The organism is Magnetococcus marinus MC-1, assembly GCF_000014865.1.
In the GTDB taxonomy this organism is placed as follows: Bacteria; Pseudomonadota; Magnetococcia; order Magnetococcales; family Magnetococcaceae; genus Magnetococcus; species Magnetococcus marinus.
In genome coordinates this window covers 2,659,563-2,684,928 of sequence record NC_008576.1, presented here as the reverse complement: position 1 = coordinate 2,684,928, position 25,366 = coordinate 2,659,563, and the positions used below count along the sequence as shown (strand labels likewise).

Annotated in this window: 13 protein-coding genes; 9 read left to right on the top strand and 4 right to left on the bottom strand. The window is 53.9% G+C overall.

Annotation, left to right across the window (positions count from 1 at the left end):
• Positions 1–2 precede the first annotated feature (2 nt).
• The 9 genes from MMC1_RS11145 to MMC1_RS11105 all read left to right on the top strand — a co-directional run bounded on the left by MMC1_RS11145 (position 3) and on the right by MMC1_RS11105 (position 19,405).
• Positions 3–2,168, top strand: a complete 2,166-nt coding sequence (locus tag MMC1_RS11145) for a PqqD family peptide modification chaperone (protein ID WP_011713805.1) — start codon at positions 3–5, stop codon at positions 2,166–2,168.
• Between the two features lie 4 nt (positions 2,169–2,172).
• A complete protein-coding gene (locus tag MMC1_RS11140; protein WP_011713804.1) occupies positions 2,173–4,149 on the top strand; it encodes a preprotein translocase subunit SecA in 1,977 nt (658 codons plus the stop codon).
• A 5-nt stretch (positions 4,150–4,154) separates the two neighbouring features.
• Entirely contained in the window at positions 4,155–4,940 is a 786-nt protein-coding gene (locus MMC1_RS11135) for an efflux RND transporter periplasmic adaptor subunit (protein ID WP_011713803.1), read from the top strand.
• Positions 4,941–5,053: 113 nt separating this feature from the next.
• Positions 5,054–7,132 carry a POTRA domain-containing protein gene (locus tag MMC1_RS11130; protein WP_011713802.1) on the top strand — a complete coding sequence of 693 codons (2,079 nt, stop codon included), beginning with the start codon at positions 5,054–5,056 and terminating at the stop codon, positions 7,130–7,132.
• Positions 7,133–7,150: 18 nt separating this feature from the next.
• Positions 7,151–15,655: a beta strand repeat-containing protein gene (locus tag MMC1_RS11125; protein WP_011713801.1), complete on the top strand. Its 8,505-nt coding sequence runs from the start codon at positions 7,151–7,153 to the stop codon at positions 15,653–15,655.
• Between the two features lie 74 nt (positions 15,656–15,729).
• Positions 15,730–16,404, top strand: coding sequence for a hypothetical protein (locus MMC1_RS11120; RefSeq protein ID WP_011713800.1), 675 nt, complete (start codon positions 15,730–15,732; stop codon positions 16,402–16,404).
• Between the two features lie 3 nt (positions 16,405–16,407).
• Positions 16,408–17,145 (top strand): NUDIX hydrolase, encoded by a 738-nt coding sequence (locus tag MMC1_RS11115; protein ID WP_011713799.1) that lies wholly within the window; start codon positions 16,408–16,410, stop codon positions 17,143–17,145.
• Positions 17,138–18,943 (top strand): M3 family oligoendopeptidase, encoded by a 1,806-nt coding sequence (locus MMC1_RS11110; RefSeq protein ID WP_011713798.1) that lies wholly within the window; start codon positions 17,138–17,140, stop codon positions 18,941–18,943. The genes MMC1_RS11115 and MMC1_RS11110 overlap by 8 nt, the downstream gene beginning before the upstream one ends.
• Positions 18,944–18,946: 3 nt before the next feature.
• Complete coding sequence (locus tag MMC1_RS11105; protein WP_011713797.1) at positions 18,947–19,405, top strand: YcgN family cysteine cluster protein; 459 nt, start codon at positions 18,947–18,949, stop codon at positions 19,403–19,405.
• Between the two features lie 211 nt (positions 19,406–19,616).
• Here MMC1_RS11105 and MMC1_RS11100 read toward each other — a convergent pair whose 3' ends face one another.
• The 4 genes from MMC1_RS11100 to MMC1_RS11085 all read right to left on the bottom strand — a co-directional run bounded on the left by MMC1_RS11100 (position 19,617) and on the right by MMC1_RS11085 (position 25,050).
• The gene (locus tag MMC1_RS11100) at positions 19,617–20,012 is read right to left on the bottom strand and encodes a hypothetical protein (RefSeq protein ID WP_011713796.1); all 396 of its coding nucleotides are present in this window, start codon (positions 20,010–20,012) and stop codon (positions 19,617–19,619) included.
• Between the two features lie 260 nt (positions 20,013–20,272).
• Positions 20,273–21,265, bottom strand: coding sequence for an NAD-dependent epimerase/dehydratase family protein (locus tag MMC1_RS11095; RefSeq protein WP_011713795.1), 993 nt, complete (start codon positions 21,263–21,265; stop codon positions 20,273–20,275).
• A 51-nt stretch (positions 21,266–21,316) separates the two neighbouring features.
• A complete protein-coding gene (locus tag MMC1_RS11090) occupies positions 21,317–23,818 on the bottom strand; it encodes a motility associated factor glycosyltransferase family protein (RefSeq protein WP_011713794.1) in 2,502 nt (833 codons plus the stop codon).
• A gap of 182 nt (positions 23,819–24,000) precedes the next feature.
• Positions 24,001–25,050, bottom strand: coding sequence for a radical SAM/SPASM domain-containing protein (locus MMC1_RS11085; protein WP_011713793.1), 1,050 nt, complete (start codon positions 25,048–25,050; stop codon positions 24,001–24,003).
• Between the last annotated feature and the right edge of the window lie 316 nt (positions 25,051–25,366).

Sequence of the window (25,366 nt, the reverse complement as noted above, 5' to 3'; positions counted from 1 at the left end):
GGATGAGTTCCGCGCTCTTTTCAACCTCCTGGTATCGGGTTGCCAAGCTTAAACCCAAGCTACGCAGTCAGGCGCAGGTCTACCGGCACCTCTATCGGGGGGAGCGCTGGTATGTGATCCAAGATTTAGCCAGTGGCCGTTTTATGCGCATCAACCCCGCCGCTTACCGAGTGGTGGCGCTCATGGATGGCATACGCACATTGGAGAATATCTGGCAAAACGCCTGCCTCACCTTGGGCGATGAAGCACCCACCCAGGATGAGATTTTACAACTGCTCTCCCAACTGCACCAATCCAATGTGCTGCTCAGTGACCGCAAACCCGACCTAGAGGAGCTCAATCAGCGCAGTGGGCGGGTGAAAAAGATGAAGCTGAAACAGTACATCTCCAACCCCTTATCCCTCAAAGTTCCGCTGTATGATCCTGATAAATTGTTGAATTTGATGGTGGGTTGGGTGCCGTCCTGGGGGAAAAAACTTCTGCTGTTGGGCTGGCTGGCGTTGATGGTGTGGGGCGGGCTGTTGGTGGCCTATTATTGGGAAGCCCTGACCGAAGATATGATCTCGCGGGTGTTTACCCCAGAAAATGTGTTGCTGCTATGGTTTATCTTTCCCATCGTTAAGTTGATCCATGAGTTTGGTCACGGCCTGATGATCAAACTGTTGGGGGGGCAGTGCCATGAGATGGGGGTTATGTTTTTAGCCCTGATGCCCATCCCCTATCTGGATGCCAGCTATGCCATGAGTTTGCGGCACAAGGGCCAGCGCATGCTCATTGGTATGGGGGGCATGATGTTGGAGCTGGCGGTGGCGGTGGTAGCCATTGCGCTGTGGCGTGAAGCCTCACCGGGTTTAACCAAGGCGATTTTGTACCAGACCATTATGCTGGCGGGCATGACCACGCTGATTTTTAATATCAATCCCCTGTTGCGTTTCGACGGCTACTATATTTTGGCGGATTGGTTAGAGATTCCCAGTCTGGGGAAAAAAGCCAATCAATATTGGGGTTATTTAACCAGCTATTATCTGTTTGGGGTGCGCCGTGGTTTAGAACCCCTGCCGTTAAGTAAGGGCGAGGCTCCCTGGTTGATCTGCTTTGGCTTGGCCAGCTTTGGCTACCGTATGGTTATTGCCGGGGCGATCATCTTTACTGTGGCGGCGCAATTTTTTTTCGTCGGGGTGCTGCTGGCCTGTTGGGCGGGTTATAGCATGCTGGTATTGCCAATTGTAAAAGGTTTGCAGCATCTCTTTTTCAGTCCCACCCTCAGGGGGCATCGGGGCCGTGCGGTGGGTTTGGTGGGGCTGTTGGTGGGTGGGGTGCTGCTGGTGTTGGGGATGCTCCCTGTGGGCTCTTCTACCCTGACCGAAGGGGTGATCTGGATGCCCGAGCAATCCCGCGTGGTGGCCCCCATGCCCTGTTTTGGTGAGCGGGTGGTGGCTACGCCTGGAGCACAAGTCCAGGCGGGCGAGCTGCTGTTGGTCTGCGATGATGTACAGATTCGTAGTCGCCAAACGCAGTTATTGGCACGGCAAACCGAGCTGGAAAATCGCTTGGAGCTGGCCCATACGGACCCCTCTAAAGTGACCAGTCAGATTGTGCGGTTGGAATGGGAACAAGTGGTTAAAGAGTTGCACGACAATAGCCAGCGTTTGCAACAGTTGAAGATGTATGCTGCCCACGCCGGTCGGTTTGCCATGCCCTCGCCCCAGGATTTTGTGGGGCGCTATATCACCCGTGGTGATCTGCTGGGTTATGTGTTGGATCCTGCCCGCTATTCACTGGTCACGGTGGTACCCCAGGGGGCGGTGGATCTGGTGAGCAACCGCACGGTGGGGGTGGCACTGCGCAGTGTGGATCAAGTCCAGCGTCTGATACCGGCGCGTATTATCCGGCAGGTTCCAGCAGCCAGTCAGGATCTACCCAGTATGGCGCTCTCACTGCAAGGGGGCGGGGAGATTGGTTTAGACCCCGGTGCGGGGGGGCAAGCAGGGGGGCAGGCTCAGGCCATTGTCTCGCTGTTTCAATTTGAGCTGGCTTTTGAGCAGAGCATCCGCCCGCAAACGCTGGGCTCACGCCTCTATGTGCGTTTTGAGCACACCCCAGAGCCGCTGTTGATGCAGTGGTATCGAAGCTTGCGACAGACCTTTTTAAAACGGTTTGCGGTGTAATCCCATGTTTAATCTCTCCCTCCATGGCGATCCCTATCCGCAACAGCCGGGCCATTTGCAACTAAGCTGGTTGGACCGCATGGGTGAGCGGGTACGGTTGGCGTGGATGCGTCACAAGCAGGTCAATGGTTGGGTGTTGGGGCGCATGGCGAAACGGGTGCTCAAGGCGCAGACAGAGCGGGAGTCTATGACCCCTGAGGCGTTGCGCGAGGATCTGCAACGGCTCACCCTCGCGCTGCGTAGGGATGGCTTGGAAGATGCCTTGGTGGAGCAGGCTTTTGCCCATGTGCGGTTGACGGCGCAACGGGTGTTGGGCATGGCGCACTTTCCTGTCCAGCTTAAGGGCGGCTACATCATGCTCATGGGCTATCTGGCCGAGATGGATACCGGGGAGGGTAAAACCTTAACCGCGACACTGCCCGCCGCGACGGCGGCCTTGGCGGGCTTTACGGTGCATGTGGTGACGGTCAATGAGTATCTGGCCCGGCGGGATGCCCAGTTGATGACCCCCCTTTATCGCGCTTTGGGAGTGACCACCGGGGTGGTGACTGAGAGCATGGATAGCGATGAAAAGCAGCTGGGCTATCGAGCCAATGTGGTCTACTGCACCAGCAAGACCCTGGTGTTTGACTATTTGCGGGACCGTATTCAACTGGGCGAGCGTATGAAACCCATGGCCATGGCCTTTGATGCCCTGGTGGGGGGTGGGCGGGGGCAGGTTATGCTGCAAGGTTTGCAGTATGCCATTGTGGATGAGGCCGACTCTATCTTTGTGGATGAAGCCCGCACCCCCTTGATTATTTCAGCCCCCAGTAAGGATGCCAGTGAACTGGCGTTTTTGCACACCGCATGGTCACTTTCGCAGCAGTTGCAGCAGGGGCAGGACTATACTTTGTCGGGGGAGGAACCGCCCCGTATCACCGAGGCAGGTTCGGCGCAACTGGCCCAGTTGTGCGTGGATTTGCCACCGGTGTGGCAGGGACAGCACCGACGGGAAGAGGCGGTGGCACAAGCCTTGACGGCCCAACACAGCTTTGACCGGGATGTGCATTATATCATCCGCGATGATAAGGTGATGGTGGTGGATGAAACCACGGGCCGGGTGATGCCCGACCGCGCCTGGGAGCGGGGCTTGCAGCAGTTGATTGAAATTAAGGAGGGGGTGGCTGTTACCCCCCCTAAAGAGACCTTGGCGAAGATAAGCTTTCAGCTCTTTTTTCGGCGGTTTTTGCGGCTCTCGGGTATGAGTGGCACCTGCCGCGAGGTGGGGGGGGAGATTGCCGAGGTCTACGGATTAGGGGTGGTGCGGGTGGCGCCCAACCGACCCAGTAAGCGAAAAAATCTGCCCATAGCGCTCTATGCGTGGCGAGCTCAGGCCGATGCGGCGGTGGTGCAGGCGGTGCGGCGCTGTCACATGCTTGGGCAGCCGGTATTGGTGGGAACCCGTTCCATTGCGGCGTCTGAGCTGTTGAGTCAAAGCTTTAGCGAGGCTGGTTTGCCGCACCGGGTGCTCAATGCCAAACAGGATCAAGAGGAAAATACCATTATTGCCGAGGCAGGCTATAAAGGTGGCATTACCATTGCGACCAACATGGCGGGTCGGGGCACCGATATTAAGCTTTCCAAAGAGGTTCAGGCGTGTGGTGGCTTGCATGTGATCTTGACCGAGCGTCATGATAACCGCCGGGTGGACCGCCAATTGGCTGGCCGCTGTGCCCGGCAGGGGGATCCGGGTAGTTGGCAGGAGATTCTCTCTTTAGAGGATGAACTAACCCAGAAGTTTCTACCCCTGTTGGGTCGCACGCTTAGGGCATGGTTGGCGCTTATGCCCCACTTTTTTTTGGCGCGTTGGTTGGGTATGGTGTACTACCGGTGGGCGCAATCCTATGCAGACCGGGGCCATCGGCGGGTGCGTCGTCAGCTCATGAAGACCGATTTTCAACTGAGGCAGTCGCTCTCCTTTACCGGGGAGATGGAGTAGGGCTTATGGTGCGTCTGGTGACGCTGGGATGTGTGGGTTTAGGGCTGTGGCTGGGCAGCGTGTCGGTGCATGCGCAGACGGCCGATGGCTTGATGCAGCAGATGGAGCAAAATCAAGCACAGATGCCCCCTGCAACAGCGGAGGATGAGGCCATCTCATGCCTGATTGAACCTTCGATGCAGGCTTCGCTTGGTACTCAAGTCGAGGGGGTTTTGGAGCAGGTGCTGGTGGACCGGGGGGATAGCATTCGTCAGGGGCAGTTGTTGGCGCGGCTCAATGTTGGGGTGGAAAAGGCGGCGGTGGCTTACCAGGAGGTTAAGGTCGCGTATGGCAGTCGCCGGGTTGAGCGCAATAAGATGCTCAAGCAGCAAAAATTGATTTCACCACAGGATTTGGATGAAATTGTGACAGAGCGGGATCTCAGCGAACTGGAGCTGCTTGAGCGTAAGGAGCAGCTTAAATTACGCCATATTTATGCCCCGTTTGATGGGGTGGTGATGGACCGCATGCGTGATCCGGGGGATATGATCAAACAAGAGCTGATTATGAAGGTGGCGCGTATTGATCCCCTTTATGTGGAGTTGGTGGTGCCCGCGACCCAGTTAAAAGCTTTTCATAAAGGTGAACCGCGCTGGATCGAAATACCGTTGCTGGGGCAGTCGTTTCAGGCCCATGTTTCAGTCATTGATCAAGTGGTGGATGCCGCCAGTGGCACCTTTAGGGTCAGAATGGTGCTGCCAAATAATAAGCGTAGACTGGCGGCGGGGCTAAGATGTAAACTAAAGCGCTGATAGTAAGGTCGTTTGTTGCCCGTAATTGGGTGTGAGACTGGGTGAATGGCACCAATATGGTGTGCCAATGGTATAATTGGGCCTGTTTAGACCAAAAAAAATAGGGTTTTACGATGAGCTTGCCAGCGACACCGCCGCGCCCCATGTATCGACATCCCTTATGTCACGCCACCCTTGTGTTGGGTGCGACCGTGCTGCTGACCGTGCCAGATGCCTTGGCGGTTCCCACCAATGAAGAGGCTAAGCGCCTCATGGATGGCATTAGCCGGGAACAGGCCCTGCATATTCCTGCGATGCAAAAACTGCCCAAGCTGGGTGAGCGTACCATCATACGCGCCAATATGCCCCGCCAGCGCACCTCTTTGAACAGCCTTAAATTGACCGTGGATGGTTTTCGCTTAGAGGGACACCCTGGTGTAGATTCCGCAGCGGTGGATGAGGTGATCACCCCCTGGAAAGGTCGGGAGCTAACCTTTGCCGAATTTGAGCAGATGGTTCACGCCGTGGCGGCATTTTTGCGAGAGAATGGACATCCTGACGCGCAAGTGATGATCTCTCGGGCCAATATTAAAAATCGCAAAATGTCGGTGGCGGTGCGGGGTTTGACGCCGGCCTCGGTCTTTTTAGCCAAACAGGTACCCGTCAAGGTGGAGCCCCGCATTTTTGTGGACCGCTTTGAAGTGACCGGTTTAACCCTGTTGGACGAGGAGGAGCTTACCCAAGCACTGGAGCCCTACAGCGGTCGCTATTTGACCGGTACCCAGATGCAGGAGGCCGCCGATGCCATTGCCAATGTGCTACGGGGTAAAGGTTACAAGGTTGCGCAAGCCTTTATGCCGCCCCAGCGGGCAGATAGCGGTATTTTAAAAATTGAGGTGCTCGAAGGGGTGGTGGATCCAGCCAGTGGGGTGAATGGCATTGTGGTAACTGGGGCGGGTAAGCGTATTCGTGAGAGCCTCGTCCAGGCCCATTTGGCCACTGGAGTTGAAGCGGGTAAACCGCTGAATGTGCCCGCCTTGGATAAAGCCATTCGACTGGCCAAACTGCGCCCCGGCATCGAATCCATTAAAGCCGATCTCTCCCCCGGCAGCACGCCGGGTACCACGCAGGTCAATGTTAAGGTAGAGGAAGAGAATCTCTTTAGCGGTAGCCTTGGTTTTGATAACTATGGTTCAGCGTATGTGGGTGAGCATGTGGGGCGGGGTACGGTCAACATCAATAGCCCCTTGGGTTTTGGTGAGCGGTTTAGCTACAGCCACGATGTCGCCACAAAAATGAAAACCCAAAAAGCGGCGTTTAGTGTGCCGGTGGGCACGCGGGGCTCGCTGGCCGCCGCCTATGGCAAAGTGGATATGAAAATTGGTCAGGACCTGTCGATTCTGGACCTAACCAGCAGCTCCAGTACTTGGTCGCTGGATGGCCGTTATGCGGTGCTGGCGGAGGAACGGGACTCGCTGTTTGCCAGTCTAAGCCTGCAAAGCAAGCAGATGTGGAACGATATGGGTACCTATAAGCTGAACCATCGCAAGGTGGATGTCGCCAGCTTGGGGGTGGAGGGCAGCCATTTGACCGATGCTGGTAATCAGGTTAACTGGAGTGTCACGGGGAGCTTGGGTAATGTGGATCTCTCTAAAAACCTCTCCAACCAAGCGACGGACGCCATCACCGCTCGGACCGAAGATTTCTTTGGTAAAATCAATTTCAGCTATGATCGCGCCGCACCGCTGGATGCCGCAGGTAAGTGGAATTTTCGCTCTAAGGTGCAGGGGCAATTGGCCTCTAAAAACTTGGATAGTGGCGAGAAAATGTCATTGGGTGGTCCAACTGGCATACGCGCCTACCCGGTGGGTGAGGGCTCTGGCGACCATGGCTTGATCGGTAATGTGGAACTGCACCGCTCCATGGGTAAATACTACTCTTGGGAAACATCGCTGTATGGCTTCTTGGATGCCGGTTACATCATCCAAAATGCCGAGATGTGGAGCAATGCGCTAGACGCGGGTATCCCCAACGGTTATGCCCTGTTTGGTACGGGTTTGGGGGCCACCGCCAGTTATAAAGACCAGGGCGGCTTTAATGTGATGCTGGCCAAAAAATTGGGTAAAAACCCTGCGCCAGATAGTGATGGTTCCGATGCGGATAATAAAACCGTTGATCCCCGTTTGTGGATCATTGGCGACGTGAAATTTTAAGGGTAGGGGTTAAACACCATGAAACGCGTTAAGAACCCTCTATTACAGCCCCCCAAGTCGTTGTTGGCAACCGCCGCTTGGCTGATCGGTATGAGCCCGCTGTGGGTTATGGCTGACCCTGCGGTGGATGCTCTGCCCAGTGCAGCCACCATCAGCCATGGCTCGGCCACCACGGTGGTGAATGGGGCCACTATGACGGTGAATCAGGCCAGCCAACTGCTCATCAATAATCGCCAAAGCTTCAATATTGGCTCGGCGGCAGCGGTGGTCTACAAGCAGCCCTCAGCTTCGGCCTTGGCGGTGGAGCGGGTGTTGGGGGGGAATGCCTCACAAATCTTTGGTTCGTTGCAATCCAATGGGCAGGTGTTTTTGCTCAATCCTGCGGGGGTGGTGTTTGGCCGGGGTCATTCGGTTAATGTGGGGGGAATTGTCGCCTCTACCGCCAGCCTTTCGGATCAAGATCTTATTGCGCAACGCTACCGTTTTGAAAATCCAGGCAGTGGCACCATTCTTCAGGAACAAGGCAACATCATTGCGGCCCAGGGCGGTTTGGTCTCTTTTATTGCCAGCAACATAGAGAGCCAAGGCACCATTGCGGCCCCCCAGGGTGATGTGGTGTTTGCCGCAGGTCAACAGGTTGAGCTTAATCTAACCGACAGTGGTTTGGTGAGCGTCTCTGTGGATGGGGCGTTGGCTCAGGCGCAGATTGACCATTCTGGCGCGATTGTGGCCGATGGTGGGCGGGTTTGGATGAGCGCCCACGGGGCGACGGGAGCTTTGCAATCGGCCATCAATCTAACGGGTAAAATACGGGCCAATACCATCACCCAACGGGAAGGTCAGGTGTGGATTGATGGGGGTGCTGGGGCGGTTAATGTCACCGGTAGCGTCGAGGCGCGTGGTGACGACAGCGGCGAGCAGGGTGGTAAAATTGTTATCACCGGGGGGGATGTCACCTTAACCGGTGCGCGGGTAGATGCCTCGGCTGCGGCTGGTGGGGGTGAGGTCTACATCGGTGGTGGCTGGCAGGGTAAAGATGCCACCATCCGCGAGGCCAAATCGGTCACGGTCAAGCAGGAGAGTGTGATCACCGCCGAGGCCACCGAAGCGGGTGAAGGGGGCACCTTGGTGCTGTGGTCGGGGGGTTTAACCCAAGCCAGCGACTCAACCCTAAACGTTGCGGGTGCCGGTGGCGGCAAAGGGGGCTCTGCGGAGACCTCGGGGCATGATCTACAAATGGATGGCAGCAACCAGTTGATGGCCGGTGAGGGGGGGGCGTGGCTCTTTGACCCTTATAATCTGACCATCTCTTCCACCACCAACGACACCAATGTCACCACGGTTGGCGGGACCATTACCACCAATGCCACCGGGGCTATTGTTAAAAGCACCTCCATTGAGACCCTGCTTAACGCAGGAACCAGTGTGACCCTCTCCACCAGCGGTGGTGGGGCTGAGAGTGGCAATATTATCATTGATGCGGATATTGCCAAAACCAGTGGCGGTGACGTTACCCTGACCTTTGCGGCGGATAACGATATTACCCTGAGCAGTGGCAAGGCGATCTCTTCGACCACCGGTAAACTGGGTATTACCTTTGGCTCCAGTGTGACCGATACGGGCACCGTGACGCTGAATGGCTCCATCAGTACCAATGGTGGGGATGTCATTTTTAATAAACAGACGGTTTTGGCCTATGCCACCCCGGTAACCACATCCTATATTGCCAGCAATACCAACGCCTCAGGCAGTATCACCTTTCACAAGGCGGTTAGTTTAAAAGCCAGTGGTTATTCGGTCACTCTGGCCACCTCGGGTTATCTCAATGGTTCGGTTTACGATGGTGCCGGTGGTGCGATTGACTTTAAAGGTGCGGTAACGTCTGGTGCGCCCAGCGGCACCATTGTGCCCCAGGCATTGACCCTTCAGACCTCGGGTACCACAGCCGGCACCGTCACCTTTCGGGATGATCTGGGTACCGCCGCCGCTCCCTTGGGTAAGTTGACCTTTACCGGTCCGACCAAAATAAGCTTTGACACCGATTCAGCGGATGCCAGCGAGGGGGATTTAATCTATCTCATGGGGACCTCGGGAACCCTGATTAACGCCTCCAACACCACCGGTGCAAATACCCGTTTGGAGTTTAAGAGTACCAACTTTTATATCAATGTGACGGGTGGTACCATTGGCGGCACCACCGGTTGGGCCAGCTATAACCAAGCGTCGTTTGATATTGGGGTGGCCGATAATAACAGCGGCACGGAGCGCAATCTCTACATCACCGCGCAGCGCTCCATTGCCATCAGTAACTATAGTATTGATGGCGTGACCAATGCGGACACAACTAAACTGAATATCTATCTGGACACCTTCGACGCAACCCAGGGTGGTACTCTTCAAGGTGGGGGTATTCGTCTCTCTGGGGCGACCATTACCACCAACGGCGGTAATATCGTGCTCGGGGATACGGCGGCTACCGGGACCACCACCAACTTTGCGGTGGGTGACCCTGACGATACTTCGGGTACCCACGGTATTGAAATTACCAACTCCAGCATTACCACCGCCAATGGTAATATTACCATGAGTGGTCTTGCGCCCACCTCGGGTACGGGTGGGGCGGGGGTGTGGATCTATAATGGGGCCAGTCTCAATGCAGGGGATGGGGCCATTACCATTAAGGGTACGGTTTCAGCGGCCTCTACCTCCGACAACAAAGATGGTGTGATTATTGGTGAGGGCAGTAACAACCGGGTAACGATTAAAACCACCAGTACCGGGGCCATTACCATTACCGGCGATGTGAGCGCGGTCACAGCAGCCACTTCGGGCAACCGTTATGGTGGGGTGATTATTGCCCAGAATGCCCTCATTCAAAGCGTGGGTGGTGCCATTAGCATTACCGGTACCGGTGGTAGCGCCTATAATGATGATGACTCCTATATTGGCGATGAAAACTACGGCATCTATATGGAGACCAATGGTACCTCCATTATTTCCCAAACCGGTGATATTACGTTAAAGGGTAAAAGTGGCGGTAAAACCGGCTCCTATGGTTTGGAGTCTGCGGGTTATTTGATGTATATCGGCCAGAGCCATGAGTCGGGCGATAGCTCGACCTACTCTGGCATCATTACCCTTATCGCGGACGATATGCTCTTTACCAACGACTCTACCAGCCGTTTGCAGGTGGATACCACCGGTGAAGTGCGTATCAATCCCTTGAGCACGGCCACCAATATTGAGTTGGGCACCACCACCGGGCACACCAGTCTTTACCTCAAGAGCACCTACTTTTCAGGCAGCTATAATGTGTTTGATGAAGGGGCTACCGACATTACCATCGGTAAACAGGACGCCACGTCGACAGCTTTGACCGGGACCTTGACCATTGCTTCTTCCACCACCGTGCGGGACAACCTAAACTTGGTGATGACCGGAACCGGTGGCAATGTGGTGATAACCGGTGCCTTAACCGTGGCCGGAACCAGTACCAACCGGGTGTTGGCCATCAATACCCAAAATGGTGCGACTGGTGCGGGTACCATCTCCGTGGATAAACTGCATCTGCTGGGTAGTGGGGCTTACAGTCTAACTGGTTCCAATGTCGTCAACACCCTGTCAGCAGATTTTACCGGTGGTCAGCTTTACCTCATTAACAGTCAGGCGTTGGATGTGGGTACCGTAGCCAGCACCAGTTATGGCACCACCACCACCGATAATGGTATTACCCAGGATAACCAAAATGCCACCCTTAAGCTGAGCAGTGGTAACTTGACCATTAGCCAGAATGTCAATGTGGGAACCGGCATCATTGGGCTGATTGCCGAGAGCGGTACCATAGCCGATAGCGGTACGGCGGTGATCACCGCCAACCAGTTGGGTTTGAACAGCTCCGGCTCGGTGACATTGGATAATGGCCATGCAGTGGTCAATATTGGCGGTACGGTGGGTACCACCAGCAGTGGTGCGGATCTGACCTATGTAAGTACCACCGGCATTAATATTGACAAAATTACCGATGGTCAAAGCAATGTCTATACGGGTCTAACCGTAGATGACCAATCCTATCTGACCGCCAGCAATGGTACCATTGTGCAGGACGAGGCCAACAGCGCCCTCTATACCGCAACCAGCACCTCCATGAGTGCTACGGGTATGATTGATCTGGGGCTCTCCAACGCGATCTCTAATATAGCCGCCGCTTCGACCGGTGGTTATGTATGGGTTAAAAACAGCAAGGCCCTGACGGTAACAACCGTGGGGTCGGTGACGGGTATTACCTCTGCGACCAGCGGCGTTACCTTGAACACCACCAGTGGTGCCATTACGGTGAGTCAAAATATCACCGCCAGTTCCGGGGTGGTGAGTTTGGATGCCGACGCCGGTGCCGTCAATGAGTCGGGCACAGCGATTATTACGGCTGATAAATTAATGGTGCAGGCAACCGGTAACTCCACCTTGGCCAACAGCAATGTGGTGGACCAGTTCTCAGCCAATGTGACGGGGGATCTTACCTATACGGCGGCGGCGGGCATTATCTTTGATGGCATTACCGATACCGAAGCGGTCACGCTAAACGGGGTAACGGTCACGGGCAGCGCCTTTATTACCGCAGAGAATGGTAGCATTACCCAGACATCCGCTAAAAACGCGGTGGTGGCGAGTCTTTATCTAAAAACCACTGGGGGTGGGATTACCTTAACGGACACCACCAACGACATCACCACCTTGGCGGTGGAGACCACCACAGCCGCCTCGGCTGTAGAGATTGTGGACGCCGATGGGGTGGAAATTGGCACCGTTACCGTAAACAGTGTGGCAAAAACCGGGGTGACCACCAACAATGGCAACTTTACCCTGACCGCCACCGCCGACACGGGGGATGGTGGCCATATCACGCTAACGCAGGGCGTGAGTTTGGGTAGTGGCACCGGTATTTTGATTACCAACAATGGTGCGGTTAGCGATACCGGCAGCGGTAAAGTGAGCATGGCCAGCCTCTACATTAAAGCGGCCGATAGCAGCGCTTTGGATAATACCCTCAACGATGTGGATAATCTGGCGGCCCTGCTCACGGGTACCAGCTCAACCTTTACCTTTGCCGATGTGGATGACCTTAAAATCACCACGGTGAACAGTCAGGCGGGCATTACCACCGTGCAGGGGGATGTGGTATTGACCGCCTCGGCAGATGGGACCTCCACCAGTGGTGATTTGACGGTGGATGCCAACACCACCATTACCACCAACAATGGCGGGACTAAAGCCAATATTACCTTAAAATCTTTACAGGGTAGTGTGGTGGAGAGCGCTTCGACATCGGCCTTGGTGGGGAGTGGTTTGCAGGTTTACGCCAAAAACAGCACCAACTTAAATATTGGTAGCCATACCATAGACACCTTGGCGGTCAACATGACGGCGGCCAGTGCGCAATTTACCTATACCCAAGGACAAAATTTAAGCATTGGCACGGTCAATGGGGTCACGGGTATTACCACCAACGCCGGAAATGTCAATGTGGTTTTGACCAGCGGCAATTTAACCCTGGATCAATCCATTGGTACTGGTTACACCACGGGGGCGGGCAGTGGCGCGGTGGTCTACCTCAACACCACCGGCAGTGGTAGCATAACCGAGAGCAGTGGTGCCACCATTACCGCCTATCAGTTGGTGGCGCGGGCCAACACGGGGGCAACCCTTTATCAATCCAACCAAGTCGAGCAGTTGGCTGCCTATGTGAGCAACGGTAGCTTGACCTATAAAGATACCGATTCGGTGACGGTCACGGCCATTACGGTTTCGGAGTGGAACAGCGGTACATCGGCCTTTGCGGACCAAAGCTATAGCGGCACGGATACCTCAGCGGCCAACACAGAACAGCATATTGAGGTAAGCAGTGGTGCCCTGACCCTCGCACAAAATCTTCAAGCGGGTACCAATCTGATTAGCCTGGATGTGGGTGGTGCCATAACCCAGACAGGCGGTGCCATCACGGCGGGCCAGTTGCGGATGCGTGCCAATGGCGTGATTACCGTCACCCAGAGCAGCAATGATGTGAATTCATTGGCAGCAGTGCTGACCGGCACCACCGGCACCATCCATTTTGTGGATACGGATGATCTGGCCATCACCACCCTGACTGGTACCCTGGGCAGCAGCAACTTGACCACCGCCGGTATCGACAGTTCGGGCAGTAATGGTGAAAGCTACCTTAAAAGCGGTGGTGCCATGACCATGGATCGGGCCCTGACGGTGGGGACCGGCATTCTCACCCTAGAAAGCGGCAGCAGTATCACCCAAAGCAGCAGCAGTACCCTTACCGCTTCATCTTTACAGGTGATAGCTCTGGGCAATGTTTCCCTGCTTGAGGCTAATGACGTCAATACGTTGGGAGCCAGTGTCTCCGGCAGCTTTAGCTTTGAGGATAGTGATGACCTGATTCTTGGTTCTGTGACCAGTACCCTCTCGGCCAACACCACCAGTGGTGTAACCACCAGTGCCGCGAATGGGGATCAATTTATTAAATCCACCGGGAGTTATTTGACCCTCAGCCAAAATCTGGCGGCAGGGACGGGCACGATAACCTTAAAGAGTGCCTCCACCATCACCCAGAGTGCTGGGGCGGTAAGTGCGGGGAGCTTGCAGATCATTGCGGGGGGGAGTGCCTCCCTGCTGCAAACGAGCAACAATGTGAGCAGCATCGCCGCCTCGATCAGTGGTACCGGTAGCAGCTTCGCCTACTTGGATGCCGATGGTTTAACGGTTTCCAGTGTGACCCGCACCTTGGATGGTGATACCCTCGATACCCAGGGCATTACCACCGCCAGTGGTGAAATTTTTGTGATGAACAGCACCGGCACCCTGACCCTGAGCAATGCGGTTAGCGGCAGTGGGCAGACGGTTAGCCTGGATTCAGTCGCGGGGGGCATCACCCAAACCGCAGGGGTGGTTACGGCAGATAAACTGCGCATCCGTGCAGCCGGGACGGTCACCATGGGGCAGGAAAACGAGGTGGCTACCCTGGCTGGTTACTCCACCAGCGGCAGTTTCACTTATAAAGACGCCACCGCTTTTAGCGTGGGTTCTGTGCTGGGAACGCTGGGCAACTATGCCAGCTCTGGCGATAAGTTGACCACCGGTTTGACCACCAGCAACAGTGATGTCACCCTCTCTAGCACGGCTGGGGTGATCGCTCTAACCCAGGCCCTGAGCAGTGGCACCGGTAGTATGAGTGTAACCGGTGGGGGTGGGGTAACCAGTAGTACCGACTTAACCGCAGCCACCTTGGCCCTGGCAGCGACCACCGGCAGCATTGAGCAGAGTAGCGGCACCATGAGTGCCACCACCTTGAGCCTGACTGCCAGCAATGGGGGGATTACCCAAAGTGGGGGTAGCATAACCGGTACCACGGTTAGCCTAGCGGCGGGTAGCGGGGGTATTACCCAGAGCAGCGGTACCATTCAGGGGACCACGTTGGCCTTGGGTGGGGGCAGTGGCGGCATTACCCAAAGTGGCGGCACGGTGACGGCCACTGGCTTGGTGATTACCGCCAGTGGCAATGTGGCCTTGACCCAAACCAGCAACGATGTGGATACATTGGCGGCCAATTTAACCGGGGGCACGCTCTATTTCCGTGATGCCGATGATGTGACCGTGGGCACGGTTTCAGGCACGTCAGGTTTAAATGCCACCGATGTTATCTGGGTGCGGGCCGCAGGCAATTTGAGCATCAGTTCTGGGGATGAGGTGGTCAGCAGCGGTTCGGGCTCCTATGCGGTGGTCTTGGTCTCTGGGGCATCGTTTACCAACAATGATAACAGCGACGCCATTCAAGCCGCCAACAGCCGTTGGTTGGTCTATGACATTAACCCTTCGTTTGAAAATCGGTTTAATGGCTTGGCCTATAGCTCGCTTCGTTTGGAAACCTATTACGATACCCTGCCCGAGAGTCAGGTTACAGAATCAGGCAATACCTATTTGACCACAACCCGTAAGCTTGACCCACAATCCTATATTCCACCGGTCGAAGCGACACAGAGTGCTTTGGTGACCCAAGATGTCGGTTCGGTGCCGAAATTGCCTGTCAATACCGGTAGTGTAACGCAGAAAATGAGCAGTGAGGGTGCCTATGCGGTGGATCTGGTGCCTCAGGAGCCCTTTGGTTTGGTCCCCGATCGAGCGCCTAAGGGTCAAGCACCGGCTGGGGCCACTACGGTGGTCGCGACGGCTGCCACCAACATTGTGCTGCTGGATGTTGAGTTGCCTGCTGGGCGTCGCTTTGTTATCGATATTGAAGATTATGTGGGTGAAAAAGGGAGCATCGGCAGCATTGGTGTCGCGGGCGGCGGGGCGTTGCCCGCTTGGTTGACGGTGGATGCCGAGACCGCTACCCTGTCGGGTACGGCACCCATGGATATGCAGGAGCCTTTAACCCTGAGCATCCAGGTGTTGGGGCCGGATGGTAAAGCGGTTGGCGAGATTAAATTGACCATTAATCCGGGTGCGTCCCTCGACAGCTAAGGCTGGCTAGGCACCGTGTGCAAAGGGGAGGATCTACCGATCCTCCCCCTATCTATTTTAAGGGTGGTTGTGTCATGTCTGTTGTAAAAACATGGATGGTTCTATTTTTAAGTGCTTTATTGTGGATGCCCTTGGCGCAGGCCAAGGAGGATCCGACCCCCAAGCAAAAGCCAACGGCGTTTCAGGTGGATGGCTATAAAGGGGCCAAATTTGGCATGTCGGAAAAAGCCCTGCTGGCGACCCTCAAAAAAGAGTTTCCCGAGGCTTATAAGGATCTTGTTACCGTTGAGCATAAGCATAATCAGCAAAAGGTGTTTTCGTTGCGCTTGGAGAACCTGATTGAAGGGGCCGGTCCTGCGGTTGTTACCTATTTTATGGGGTATCGCTCCAAGCTGTTGGTGCATGTCAATGTTACGTGGGGTGATCTGGTTATTCCCGATAGCCAAGCCAAATTTGATGATCTTAAGGTGGCCGCCGATCTGTTGACCAACTACTTTCAGGGCTATCGCTTTAAGCCAGACTCCCTCGTGGTGGGTAAGATGCAGAGCAAGCAAGATATTCTGTTTTTTAAGGGGCGGGATGATAAAAACCGCGAGCTACGCTTGCAACTGAGTGTGCGTGGGGTAGAGAGCGGCCAAAAAGATAAAGCGGGTAAACCGGTGGTGGAGCCCCGTAGTTTTCTCCAGCTTTCTTACATTGCAGATCCAGAAAATCCAGATATCTACCGTATCCAACCCGGTGCCTTTTAATCCATGTGGCCAACATCGGAAGAGTGGTTGCACGCCACCGACCGCCAGGGTAGATGGGTTAAAACCGCTCCGCGTTCCCTGTTAATGGCAGAGATCCGTGAATATTCTCGGCAGCATGGGGAGGCCCCCATGGCGCTGCCGGTGGTACACATTATTCTTATGACCCGTGAAGGTCAGTTGCGCCTGGTACAGCGTGGGGATAAGCCAGAAAATCCCTACATGTGGGATAAAGCGGTTGGTGGACATGTGGTGTGGCAGGATCCCGCGCTACCGTTGAGCGCATTTGAAGCCAATGTGCATAAAGAGATGGCCGAAGAGATCGGCCTGCATAAGATTGAAATCGCCGCCAACCCCTTGGATTTTATAGAGCGCTTGCATGGTGGGGGTGTGGACCTGCAACAGCAGGTTCTGTTACGCATGATCGACTACGACCCTTGGCAAGGGGTTATGGTGCAGGTTAAGGCGGGCCAGCCTTGGGTTAAACGGCTTAATGTGGCGGTTTACGCGGGGTTTTATGAAGGCCCTATGCAGTTTGTGGATGGTGAGGCGATTGCCACCTGTAGTGTGGATCCCCACGCTTTGCGAGCTGCGTTAATCGAGAACCCGTGGCGTTATAGTGATGGTTTGCGCGTGGTCATACAGCGCTATTTGCCGTTGCTGCTGGTGGGTACCCAACAAGAGCGCGTTGCCAAACAAACCGGCCCGGTAAAACGAGACAACCTGGAAAGAGTATATGAATAAGCCTGAGATGGCCCAACAGTGGCGGCTGGATAATCTCTATGAAAATCTGGATGATCCGCAGATTGAGGCAGATCTGCTGGATTTAGAGCAGCGCTATGCGGCCTTTTTTCGTCAGTTTCGAGGGCAGTTGTCCAGCGATCTTGGGGCGGCCGTACGGGCCAACGAGGCGCTGAGTGAGCGCAGCGGCAAGCTCTATCTCTATTTGCATTTAAGGATGTATGCAGACCTTAATGACGAAGCGGTGAAAAAACGGCTGTTTGAGGTAAAAACCCGGCTGGATCGAACCTTTGGTGAGCATGCCTCGTTTTTTACCATTGAGATTGCGCAGATGGCTGAAGAGAGGTTTCAGGCACGCTTGCAAGAGCCCGATTGTGCCTTTTTCCGCCCATGGTTGGAGCAGGTACGGCGTAATTTGCCCTATATGCTGAGCGAAGAGGTGGAGGGGGCACTGACCAAGCGTTCAGCCTTTGGTGCGGAGAGTTGGGCGGAGTTCTATGATGAGGTGGAGGCGGATTTGCGCTTTGATTACCAGGGGCGCGCGCAAACCTTGACAGAGATGCTGCACACCCTCAACACCAGTCAAGATGGGGAGCAGCGGGCCGAGGTGCAGCGCTTGGTCAATCAGGGTTTGCAGGGGGCGTTCTCCAAATTTTCGGCGCAAACGCTCAATATGGTGGTGGGTGCCAAACGTATTGAGGATCGTGAGCGGGGTTACAGCCACCCCATGCAGGCCCGTAACCTAAGCAATAAGGTGCCTGATGCGGTGGTGGAGGCCCTGCACCAAGCGGTCACCACCCAGGCGGCGCCCTTGGCCCAGCGTTATTATCGTTTAAAAGCGACCCTGTTGGGGCAAAAAACCCTGCGCTGGAGCGACCGCAATGCACCGCTGCCCTTTACCGCCAATGTGGAGATTCCCTATCACGAGGGGTTGGATCTGGTGCTGCAAGCCTACCACAGCTTTAGCCCGACCTTGGCGCAAATGGTAGAAGCTTTTCAGCAACAGGGGCGCTTTGATGTGGCGCCACGTCCGGGCAAGCAGAGCGGCGCGTTTAACTATTCGGTGGTTTTGCCGGGTGGCGAGCCGGTATCCTACATTTTACTCAATCACCAAGGTTCCATGCGGGATGTCATGACCCTCGCCCATGAGGTAGGGCATGGTGTACACGGTATGTTAGCGGGCCATGCCCAGGGTGCCTTGATGGCCAGTGCCCCCATGGCCTATGCTGAGACGGCCTCCATCTTTGGGGAGATGACCACCTTTAACTTTTTGCGTGAACGTTTGCAGCAAGCGGGGGATCACATCGGTCTGTTGGCGCTGCTGACCGGTAAGATTGAGGATATTTTAAACTCCGTGGTGCGGCAAATCGGTTTTTCCAACTTTGAGCGGCGGGTACATGGGGCCGATTCACGTCTTTCTGCGCATGAGTTGGATGCGATCTGGATGGAGACCACCCAGGCTCTCTATGGGGCTGAAGGGGAGGTCTTTACCTATGCCGATAGTAACGCTTTGTGGAGCTATATCAGCCATTTTCACCGCCCTTTTTATGTTTATGCCTACGCCTTTGGTGAGCTGCTGACCCAAAGTCTATATGCCAGCCGGGCAGGGGTAGGGGCGGTATTTGAAGCCAGCTATTTGGATCTACTACGCGCCGGGGGGACTAAGGATGTGGTGGAGCTGCTGAAACCCTTTGCTCTGGATCCGACCGATATGGATTTCTGGCAGCATGGCATTGATATTAGCCTCGGTGCATTGATTGCAGAGGCCGAGGTGGTTGCCAAGCAGGCTGGGGTGCTGTAGGCCATGGACAAAGCCGGAAAAGAGACCCCCTTTTGGGTACAAAAAACATTGGCCCAGCTTAACGCCCATGAGTGGGAGGCGCTGTGTGATCGCTGCGGACTTTGCTGTTTGGTCAAAGCGGAGGATGAAGAGGCGGGGGATATCTACCTGACCAGCTTGATCTGCCCCTTTTTTGATCTTAAAACCAAGGTTTGCAGCTGTTATAGCCAGCGCAAACAGCAAAATCCTGATTGCAGCACCCTAACCCCTATGACGGTACAAACCTATGATTGGTTGCCCGATCATTGTGCGTACCGTCTGGTTGCTGCTGGTAAGCCTTTGCCCACGTGGCACCCCCTGATCAGTGGTCGCCATGATACTGTAGTCAATGTGATGAACTACTTTAAAGGGGTGAAGATTCGCCATCTGCAACCCCATTCAGACCTGGAAGATTATCTGATCCTGGATCCCCCAGAGGGGTGATTATGGGCCAATTAAGCGCTTAGCAGGCGCGGGTTTTGGTGTCGAGGGTGGCGGATGGAATAGGGCGTATGCAGCGGCGGTTGCGCGAATCGTTTTATGCTTGAAATTGCGCGGGCCAAGCAGGCAGAAAAAAAGGGACACATCCCCAGGATGAGTCCCTTTTTTTCTGCATCCCACCGTTTCTCGGCGGTGTTATTTTTTAACGGCCCTATTAGGCAGCGGCGTTAAAGACCTGTTCAAAGCGATCCAGGTTTTTATCAAACTTATTGATCAACTGCGAAGCTTTGGCTCGAAACTCCATGGTGTCCAGGTTTTCGTCATCTTCATATTTACGCAACAGCTTGTGCAGTTTGCCAATGAGCTTTTGGGAGTCACCGACACAATCGGCACACTGTTCAACCAAAGCGTCCTCGGAGGCACCTTCCAGGGCTTTGTTGCCTTGAAGTTGGTGCATAAGGGTGTTCTGTTGGATCATATAGGCCATGATGAAGGTCTTCAGGGCCTGGAGGTGGCAAAGGGTTTTTTCGGGCACATTCTCGTTTTTACACTTGGCGAGCAAGGCTTTTAGATGGTCAAATTCTGGACTCATGTTAGACGCGGCAGGCATGGATTCCCCCTGGATTGGGCGATTGGGTTAACTACTGATCTGTTGATCTCTGCCCATAGATTATGCCCTTCTGTCAGGGGGTGCAAATCAAAAAATTCGAAACCGGCAAAATTGATTTTTTTAAATATATCAGTATATTATTGATTTATTAAAATGATATGTTTGAATATAATAAAATACCCTTTTGGCCCATGGGTATAGAGATTTTTGGCCAAAAGGGTAGGGGGAATAAGGGGGACTTACGGGGCAAAACGCCCCGCTTAAGGGGTGTGGGGAATATTGTAGAATTTTTGCTCTTCAGGGTTAGGGATGACCCCCAATTGCAGAATTTCGGCAATCTCCTGCATCCCCATGGGTACGGTTTTGGAGATTTTAAAATCCAGGCGCTGGGCAATTTTGCTAAAGTTGACCCGATAATCCCGTGGATCTTCTTTTTTCTCTATGCGTTTGATGCGGGCGTTGGGGTAAACCTTTAAAAGCTCGTTTAGGATCATGCCTTTGGTATAGTTTTCGGCGGTATCCCCGACATTAAAGACATCGTAGGCGACCTTTTCGCGGGGGGCCTCAAGTACCGCCAGCATAGCCCGGGAAAAATCGGCCACGTGGCAGTAGGGGCGCCAAAACTGCTCACCAAACACCACCAGCTCTTTATCCAGGGCCAACTCTTTGGTGAATTCATTAACGGTTAGGTCAAAGCGCATACGGTGTGAGATGCCGTAAACGGTAGCAAAGCGTAGGGCGGTGGGGCAAAAATCTGGGCTGGGATCGCTCTCCAACAAAGTTTTTTCAAATTTTACTTTAAGTTCCGCATAGAGGGAAACCGGCGCGAGGGTAGAGGTTTCGGTGACAAAGCCGCCAGGGTCGGCCATTTTCCCGTAATTGCTACAGGTCGAGGCAAAGATGAAGCGTTCTACCCCATGCTGCTTGCTCGCTTCTAACAGATCAATGGAGGCTTGCCAATTGGTCTGCTGGGCCAGTTCTGACTGGCGGGCACAGGCGGGGTCTCCCACAATGGCGGCGAGGTGGATCACCCCATGGAATTGGGTTTGGGCAAACAGCGCTTGCATGGCTTCGCGATCACGAATATCCCTTTTAGCCAAGCTAAAATGGGGGTGTTCCCAAATATCCAGCAGTGCCTCGCCCCCAAACATGAGGTTATCTACGCACACCACACGGTAGTTTCGCTCCAGTAAGCGCCGTAGCAGAATAGAGCCGACATAACCGGCTCCACCAGTGACCATCACGGTTTTCATAGGGGGACCTCACTCTATAGGGCAAAAGGGGCGCGCGTCCGCCCGTTAGGGTTAAGTGTTTAGTTGGGCAAGCATCTGTTGCGCCGCTTGGTTGCTGGCATCTTGTGCAAGAATCCGCTGTAACTGCTGCTGGCAAGCTGCGTGGCGCTGATTTTTGAAGAGCATTTGTGCATATTTTAAGCGGGTTAACAGATCTTGTGGGGCCAGCTCCAAATAGTGGTCAAAAGCCACTTTGGCGGCTTCTGCACGGCCTGTCAAGCCAAGCATGGTGGCGTAGTAGGGGAGCTTGCTGGGGTTAAAGTTAGCCATGGCCTCCAACACCGGCAAGCTCTCTTCAATACGGTTTTGTTTGAGCAAAATTTGCAACATGTGAGTCTGGGCCTCTTCAAACAGCTCTGGCCGTTCAACTTTGGCGTAGCAATCCATGGCGGCCTCTAGCTCGCCTTCAAGCTCCAAAATATAGCCCTGCGTGAGTTCATTCAGAGCATGTTTAAACTCAAACTGACTGTTCATCAAACCGTTGCGCAGATCTTTTAAGGCTTGCATGCTTTGATGCCGGAACAAATTTCGTAATTTATTGCGGGCTGTTATGATGTTGCCACTGGTCGCCAACACCAATTTAAGCTTGGCTTCTTCCTGGCTCAACTGGTTATCAAATTGCGCTTGCAAAAGGGCAAAGCGGCTGCGCAACTTGTCGGGAAAGCCCGCTAAATCGATTTGCTGTCGTTGGGTAAAGAGGGTAAGGCGGTTGGGCTGGGCATCCTCCTCCCACTGACGCAGCAAATTTTTTAGATTGGGTTTGGGCTTCTCTTCCTCTATACGCATCTGTACCCGGTGGATGGTTTCGTTGAGTAGTTGAACCGCTTGCTGTGCACCTTGTTTGTAGGCTTGGTAGTAGCGCTCGCCGGTTAGCTCAATCTCTTCGTCGGTCCAGGCTTTCTCTTTATCGGCACGGATCAGGCGTAAAAAGGATTGAATGCCCCACTGTTTGACCAAAGTCGAAAAGGTTGGGTGTTGCTTATCCAGCGTCTCTTCAATTTGATCCATGCGCAGCTTGGCCGAGTAATCACCCGGTTTGCCCTTTTTACCAAACAGCCGTTTGTTGCAAACCAGCGCCTCTTCGGCCAACTTGCGCACTTGGCTAATCTCATTGCGAGCATGCAGCAGTTCTGTTAGCACAAGTTCGTAGTGGGCCAATCTGCTGGCGCGGGTTTCTGGTGGAAGTTGCTCTTGCAGATAGGTTGTTACCGGTTGGGCCATGGGGGCAAAGTTTAGAGTATCCCAACCCAGATGAGCGACCCGTTCAATTTTGGCCGCCTGTGGAGCGGGATTGATGAGTTGACACCCCTTCTCTTCAGCATAGGCCGCAAGGTAGGCCAGCGAGGGGATGGCACTATAAAAATCAAAACGGCTCTCGGCTATGTCACCGGCATTGGTTTCAACCCGAAAACTGGAGTCGGCTAAAAAGGGGCCAATCTGGCTCTCCATGGAGCCTTTGGCATGGGTATAACCCTCTTTACTAAAACAGAGATCAATTCCGCACAAAATGATTTGGCTAAAGCCCATATCAATGGCGCAGCCAATGGCTTGGTGCGAGACGGTAATGCCGGGGTAGCTGGGCAGTTGATTTTCGCCGTCAATCTCATTTTTCCAGGGAAAGAGTGGACCAATATAGGCACTGCGTCCCCGCCACTGACCCAGCAGCATGGGGGTCACGTGGTAGAGGTTGACAAAAAAACTCTTTTCCCAAAAATGCAGCATCTCGTGGCTGTTATTAAAAGAGACCTCATGGGGATCAATCGAGAAAATAAAATCGGGGGTGATCTGCTCTTTCAACAAGGTGCCGGCTATACGGGCTACGGCAATCACCACCAGCTTGTCGCGGTTGGCTTTAACGTGCGCTAAACTCTCCAGCAGCGAGGGACCACCAGCAAGAATAACCGCTGTTTTGCCCTTAAATAGACCGTGTAGCTGTTGGGCGCGCAAACGGTTTTCGGCAAGGTTTTTTAGCCCGGCATGGGCAAAAATCTGGTTGCCGGTCTGCATTTTGACAACCGTGCTAAATTGTAAAAATTCGTTGGTTAAGCTATCCCATTGCCCTAGATAGTGCGGGTGCAGAGCATCTTGAGCCCCCACGGACTGAACCCGGTTAACCGCGTCTAAAAACAGGTAGTCCGAAAAGTTAAAAGCCTCTTTGGCGCGCTCTAGCCACTGCGCCATAGAAACCACATCCACACGCCCAGGGATGGTTTTGGGTAAGAGCTCTTCTTGTTGCAAGCGTTCCAGCACATCTTCTAATTCAATAAACAGTACCCGGCTGGTGGTATCTTCGGCGTGGATATGCTCTAAAATATAGTGGACCAATAGACCGGAGTCGGTCCCCAACACGATGGTTAGCTTATCAGGGCCCCATAGGGCTTTACCGTAGTGCTGCTTAAAATAGGCGACCGAACCCATGCGGGAGAAAGATTCTCCATTGATGCCTTGCAGATAGCGTTCGCCAAAATTATTTGTGAGTATCTGACCAAGATCGAAGGAAGTCGTCTCATTCATGATGTTTTAGCAACCATAGCGGCTAGGGGTGTGAGGGAGCGCATGGGGTTATGCTCTCAATTTTACAGGTATTGCAAAAAATGTACCCTTGCGCTCAAACAAGAACAGCCACCTCTGGAGGGTGGCTGTTCTTGGCTCTTGGTGTGGAATGCGTTGGTGCCGGCCTAGAGAGAGCTGCTCGTTTAGGTCTCGGCATCGGGCGCTGTGTGGTGTTGCAAAAACAGATTATCGCGGGAAACTTGGCACCATTTGGCGCAATCGGCTTTATCGGCGCCGCTACTGACCAGTTCAAACACTTGGCGTTTTTGCTCGCTTTGCCAAATGCTTTTAAAATCTAGCGTATGGATGTTGCCATAACCACTATCACGGTACCAATGGCGAAAACAGGTGTTGAGGGTACCGGAAAAATCCATATTGGTACGAAATTGAATGCCATCACAGCGATCCCAATTGGCCGGAGGCAGCTGTTCAGACTCCCCGGCCTTAGGAAAACTCGCCCAGCGGACTTCAACGCGGGGATCTTTGGCGGCCTCTTCCAGGTAGGGGAAGATCTCTGCGGTGACGGGGTTTTTTTGACCATCCCGATTAATCCGATTGCGGATGATTAAACGGTCCATCTCAAGCTTTTGAAACATGGTCAACAGTTGCGGCAGTGAGCGCCAATTATCGTCATAAGTGACCATCTGCATGGCCAAACGTACCGGCAATTGATGGGCTTGGCGGTAGGCGAGAGCTGCGGTCAAATTTTCATTTAAGCGGATAAAATCATCGGGTTTACCACGGTGGATCTGATGGTAGGTCGCTTGGTCGCCGCCATTGACGCTAAAACGTGCCCAGGTGGTGTAGGGTAACAGGGTGGGTATGCGTTTTGGTGTAAGGGGAATGCCATTGGAGCTAAAGGTCATATCTAACCCAAGGTGATGGCCATGCTGTAAAAACTGTGAAAAATCGCTATGCAGCAAGGGTTCACCAGAGCCTGCAAAATAGACTTCGCGTCCACCCATCGCGTGAAAATCATCGAGAAAGCGCAAAAAAAGCGCGGTATCCATCTGTTTGGTGCGGTCATAGGGAGAGAAAAATTGGGGCCCACAGTGGCTACAGTTATGGTTGCAACCGTCTACAATGGAGACCTCGATGGCGATAGGAGCTGGATTTTTACCGGCTTGCCAAGCGGCAATGCGGTCAGGATAATCCTCCAGCTTTCCGCCACCAATTTTAACTTCCGTGCGCATGGACAGTGCTCCCTGTTAGACCGGTTTGAAACATGGTAAAACTTTGGCTGAGTTATATGACCACAAGCGTAGATTGGCTTTGCCCCAGAATGCCGTGGCAAAAGGAGGGTATAAGACCCCACAAACCCAATTTTTAAGCCCTTTTCAGCCACGATTAAAGGGTCGTTAGGCTTGACCTCACGCTCTGCGCGGAGGTAAGACAACCTTATAGAGGCCCATTGGGTATACTCTAACCGATACAATTTTGGCCTTATAATACCCTTATCGGTTCCCTATGCCGATGGATTAACCGGCTTCATACGCGCTTTTGTGCATT

What these genes read in the sequence shown, in the direction of transcription:
- MMC1_RS11135 (WP_011713803.1), top strand. Translation starts at nt 4,155, where the DNA reads ATGGTGCGTCTGGTGACGCTGGGATGTGTGGGTTTAGGGCTGTGGCTG.
- MMC1_RS11120 (WP_011713800.1), top strand. Translation starts at nt 15,730, where the DNA reads ATGTCTGTTGTAAAAACATGGATGGTTCTATTTTTAAGTGCTTTATTG.
- MMC1_RS11095 (WP_011713795.1), bottom strand. Translation starts at nt 21,265, where the DNA reads ATGAAAACCGTGATGGTCACTGGTGGAGCCGGTTATGTCGGCTCTATT.
- MMC1_RS11145 (WP_011713805.1), top strand. Translation starts at nt 3, where the DNA reads ATGAGTTCCGCGCTCTTTTCAACCTCCTGGTATCGGGTTGCCAAGCTT.
- MMC1_RS11090 (WP_011713794.1), bottom strand. Translation starts at nt 23,818, where the DNA reads ATGAATGAGACGACTTCCTTCGATCTTGGTCAGATACTCACAAATAAT.
- MMC1_RS11125 (WP_011713801.1), top strand. Translation starts at nt 7,151, where the DNA reads ATGAAACGCGTTAAGAACCCTCTATTACAGCCCCCCAAGTCGTTGTTG.
- MMC1_RS11100 (WP_011713796.1), bottom strand. Translation starts at nt 20,012, where the DNA reads ATGCCTGCCGCGTCTAACATGAGTCCAGAATTTGACCATCTAAAAGCC.
- MMC1_RS11085 (WP_011713793.1), bottom strand. Translation starts at nt 25,050, where the DNA reads ATGCGCACGGAAGTTAAAATTGGTGGCGGAAAGCTGGAGGATTATCCT.
- MMC1_RS11115 (WP_011713799.1), top strand. Translation starts at nt 16,408, where the DNA reads ATGTGGCCAACATCGGAAGAGTGGTTGCACGCCACCGACCGCCAGGGT.
- MMC1_RS11105 (WP_011713797.1), top strand. Translation starts at nt 18,947, where the DNA reads ATGGACAAAGCCGGAAAAGAGACCCCCTTTTGGGTACAAAAAACATTG.
- MMC1_RS11140 (WP_011713804.1), top strand. Translation starts at nt 2,173, where the DNA reads ATGTTTAATCTCTCCCTCCATGGCGATCCCTATCCGCAACAGCCGGGC.
- MMC1_RS11110 (WP_011713798.1), top strand. Translation starts at nt 17,138, where the DNA reads ATGAATAAGCCTGAGATGGCCCAACAGTGGCGGCTGGATAATCTCTAT.
- MMC1_RS11130 (WP_011713802.1), top strand. Translation starts at nt 5,054, where the DNA reads ATGAGCTTGCCAGCGACACCGCCGCGCCCCATGTATCGACATCCCTTA.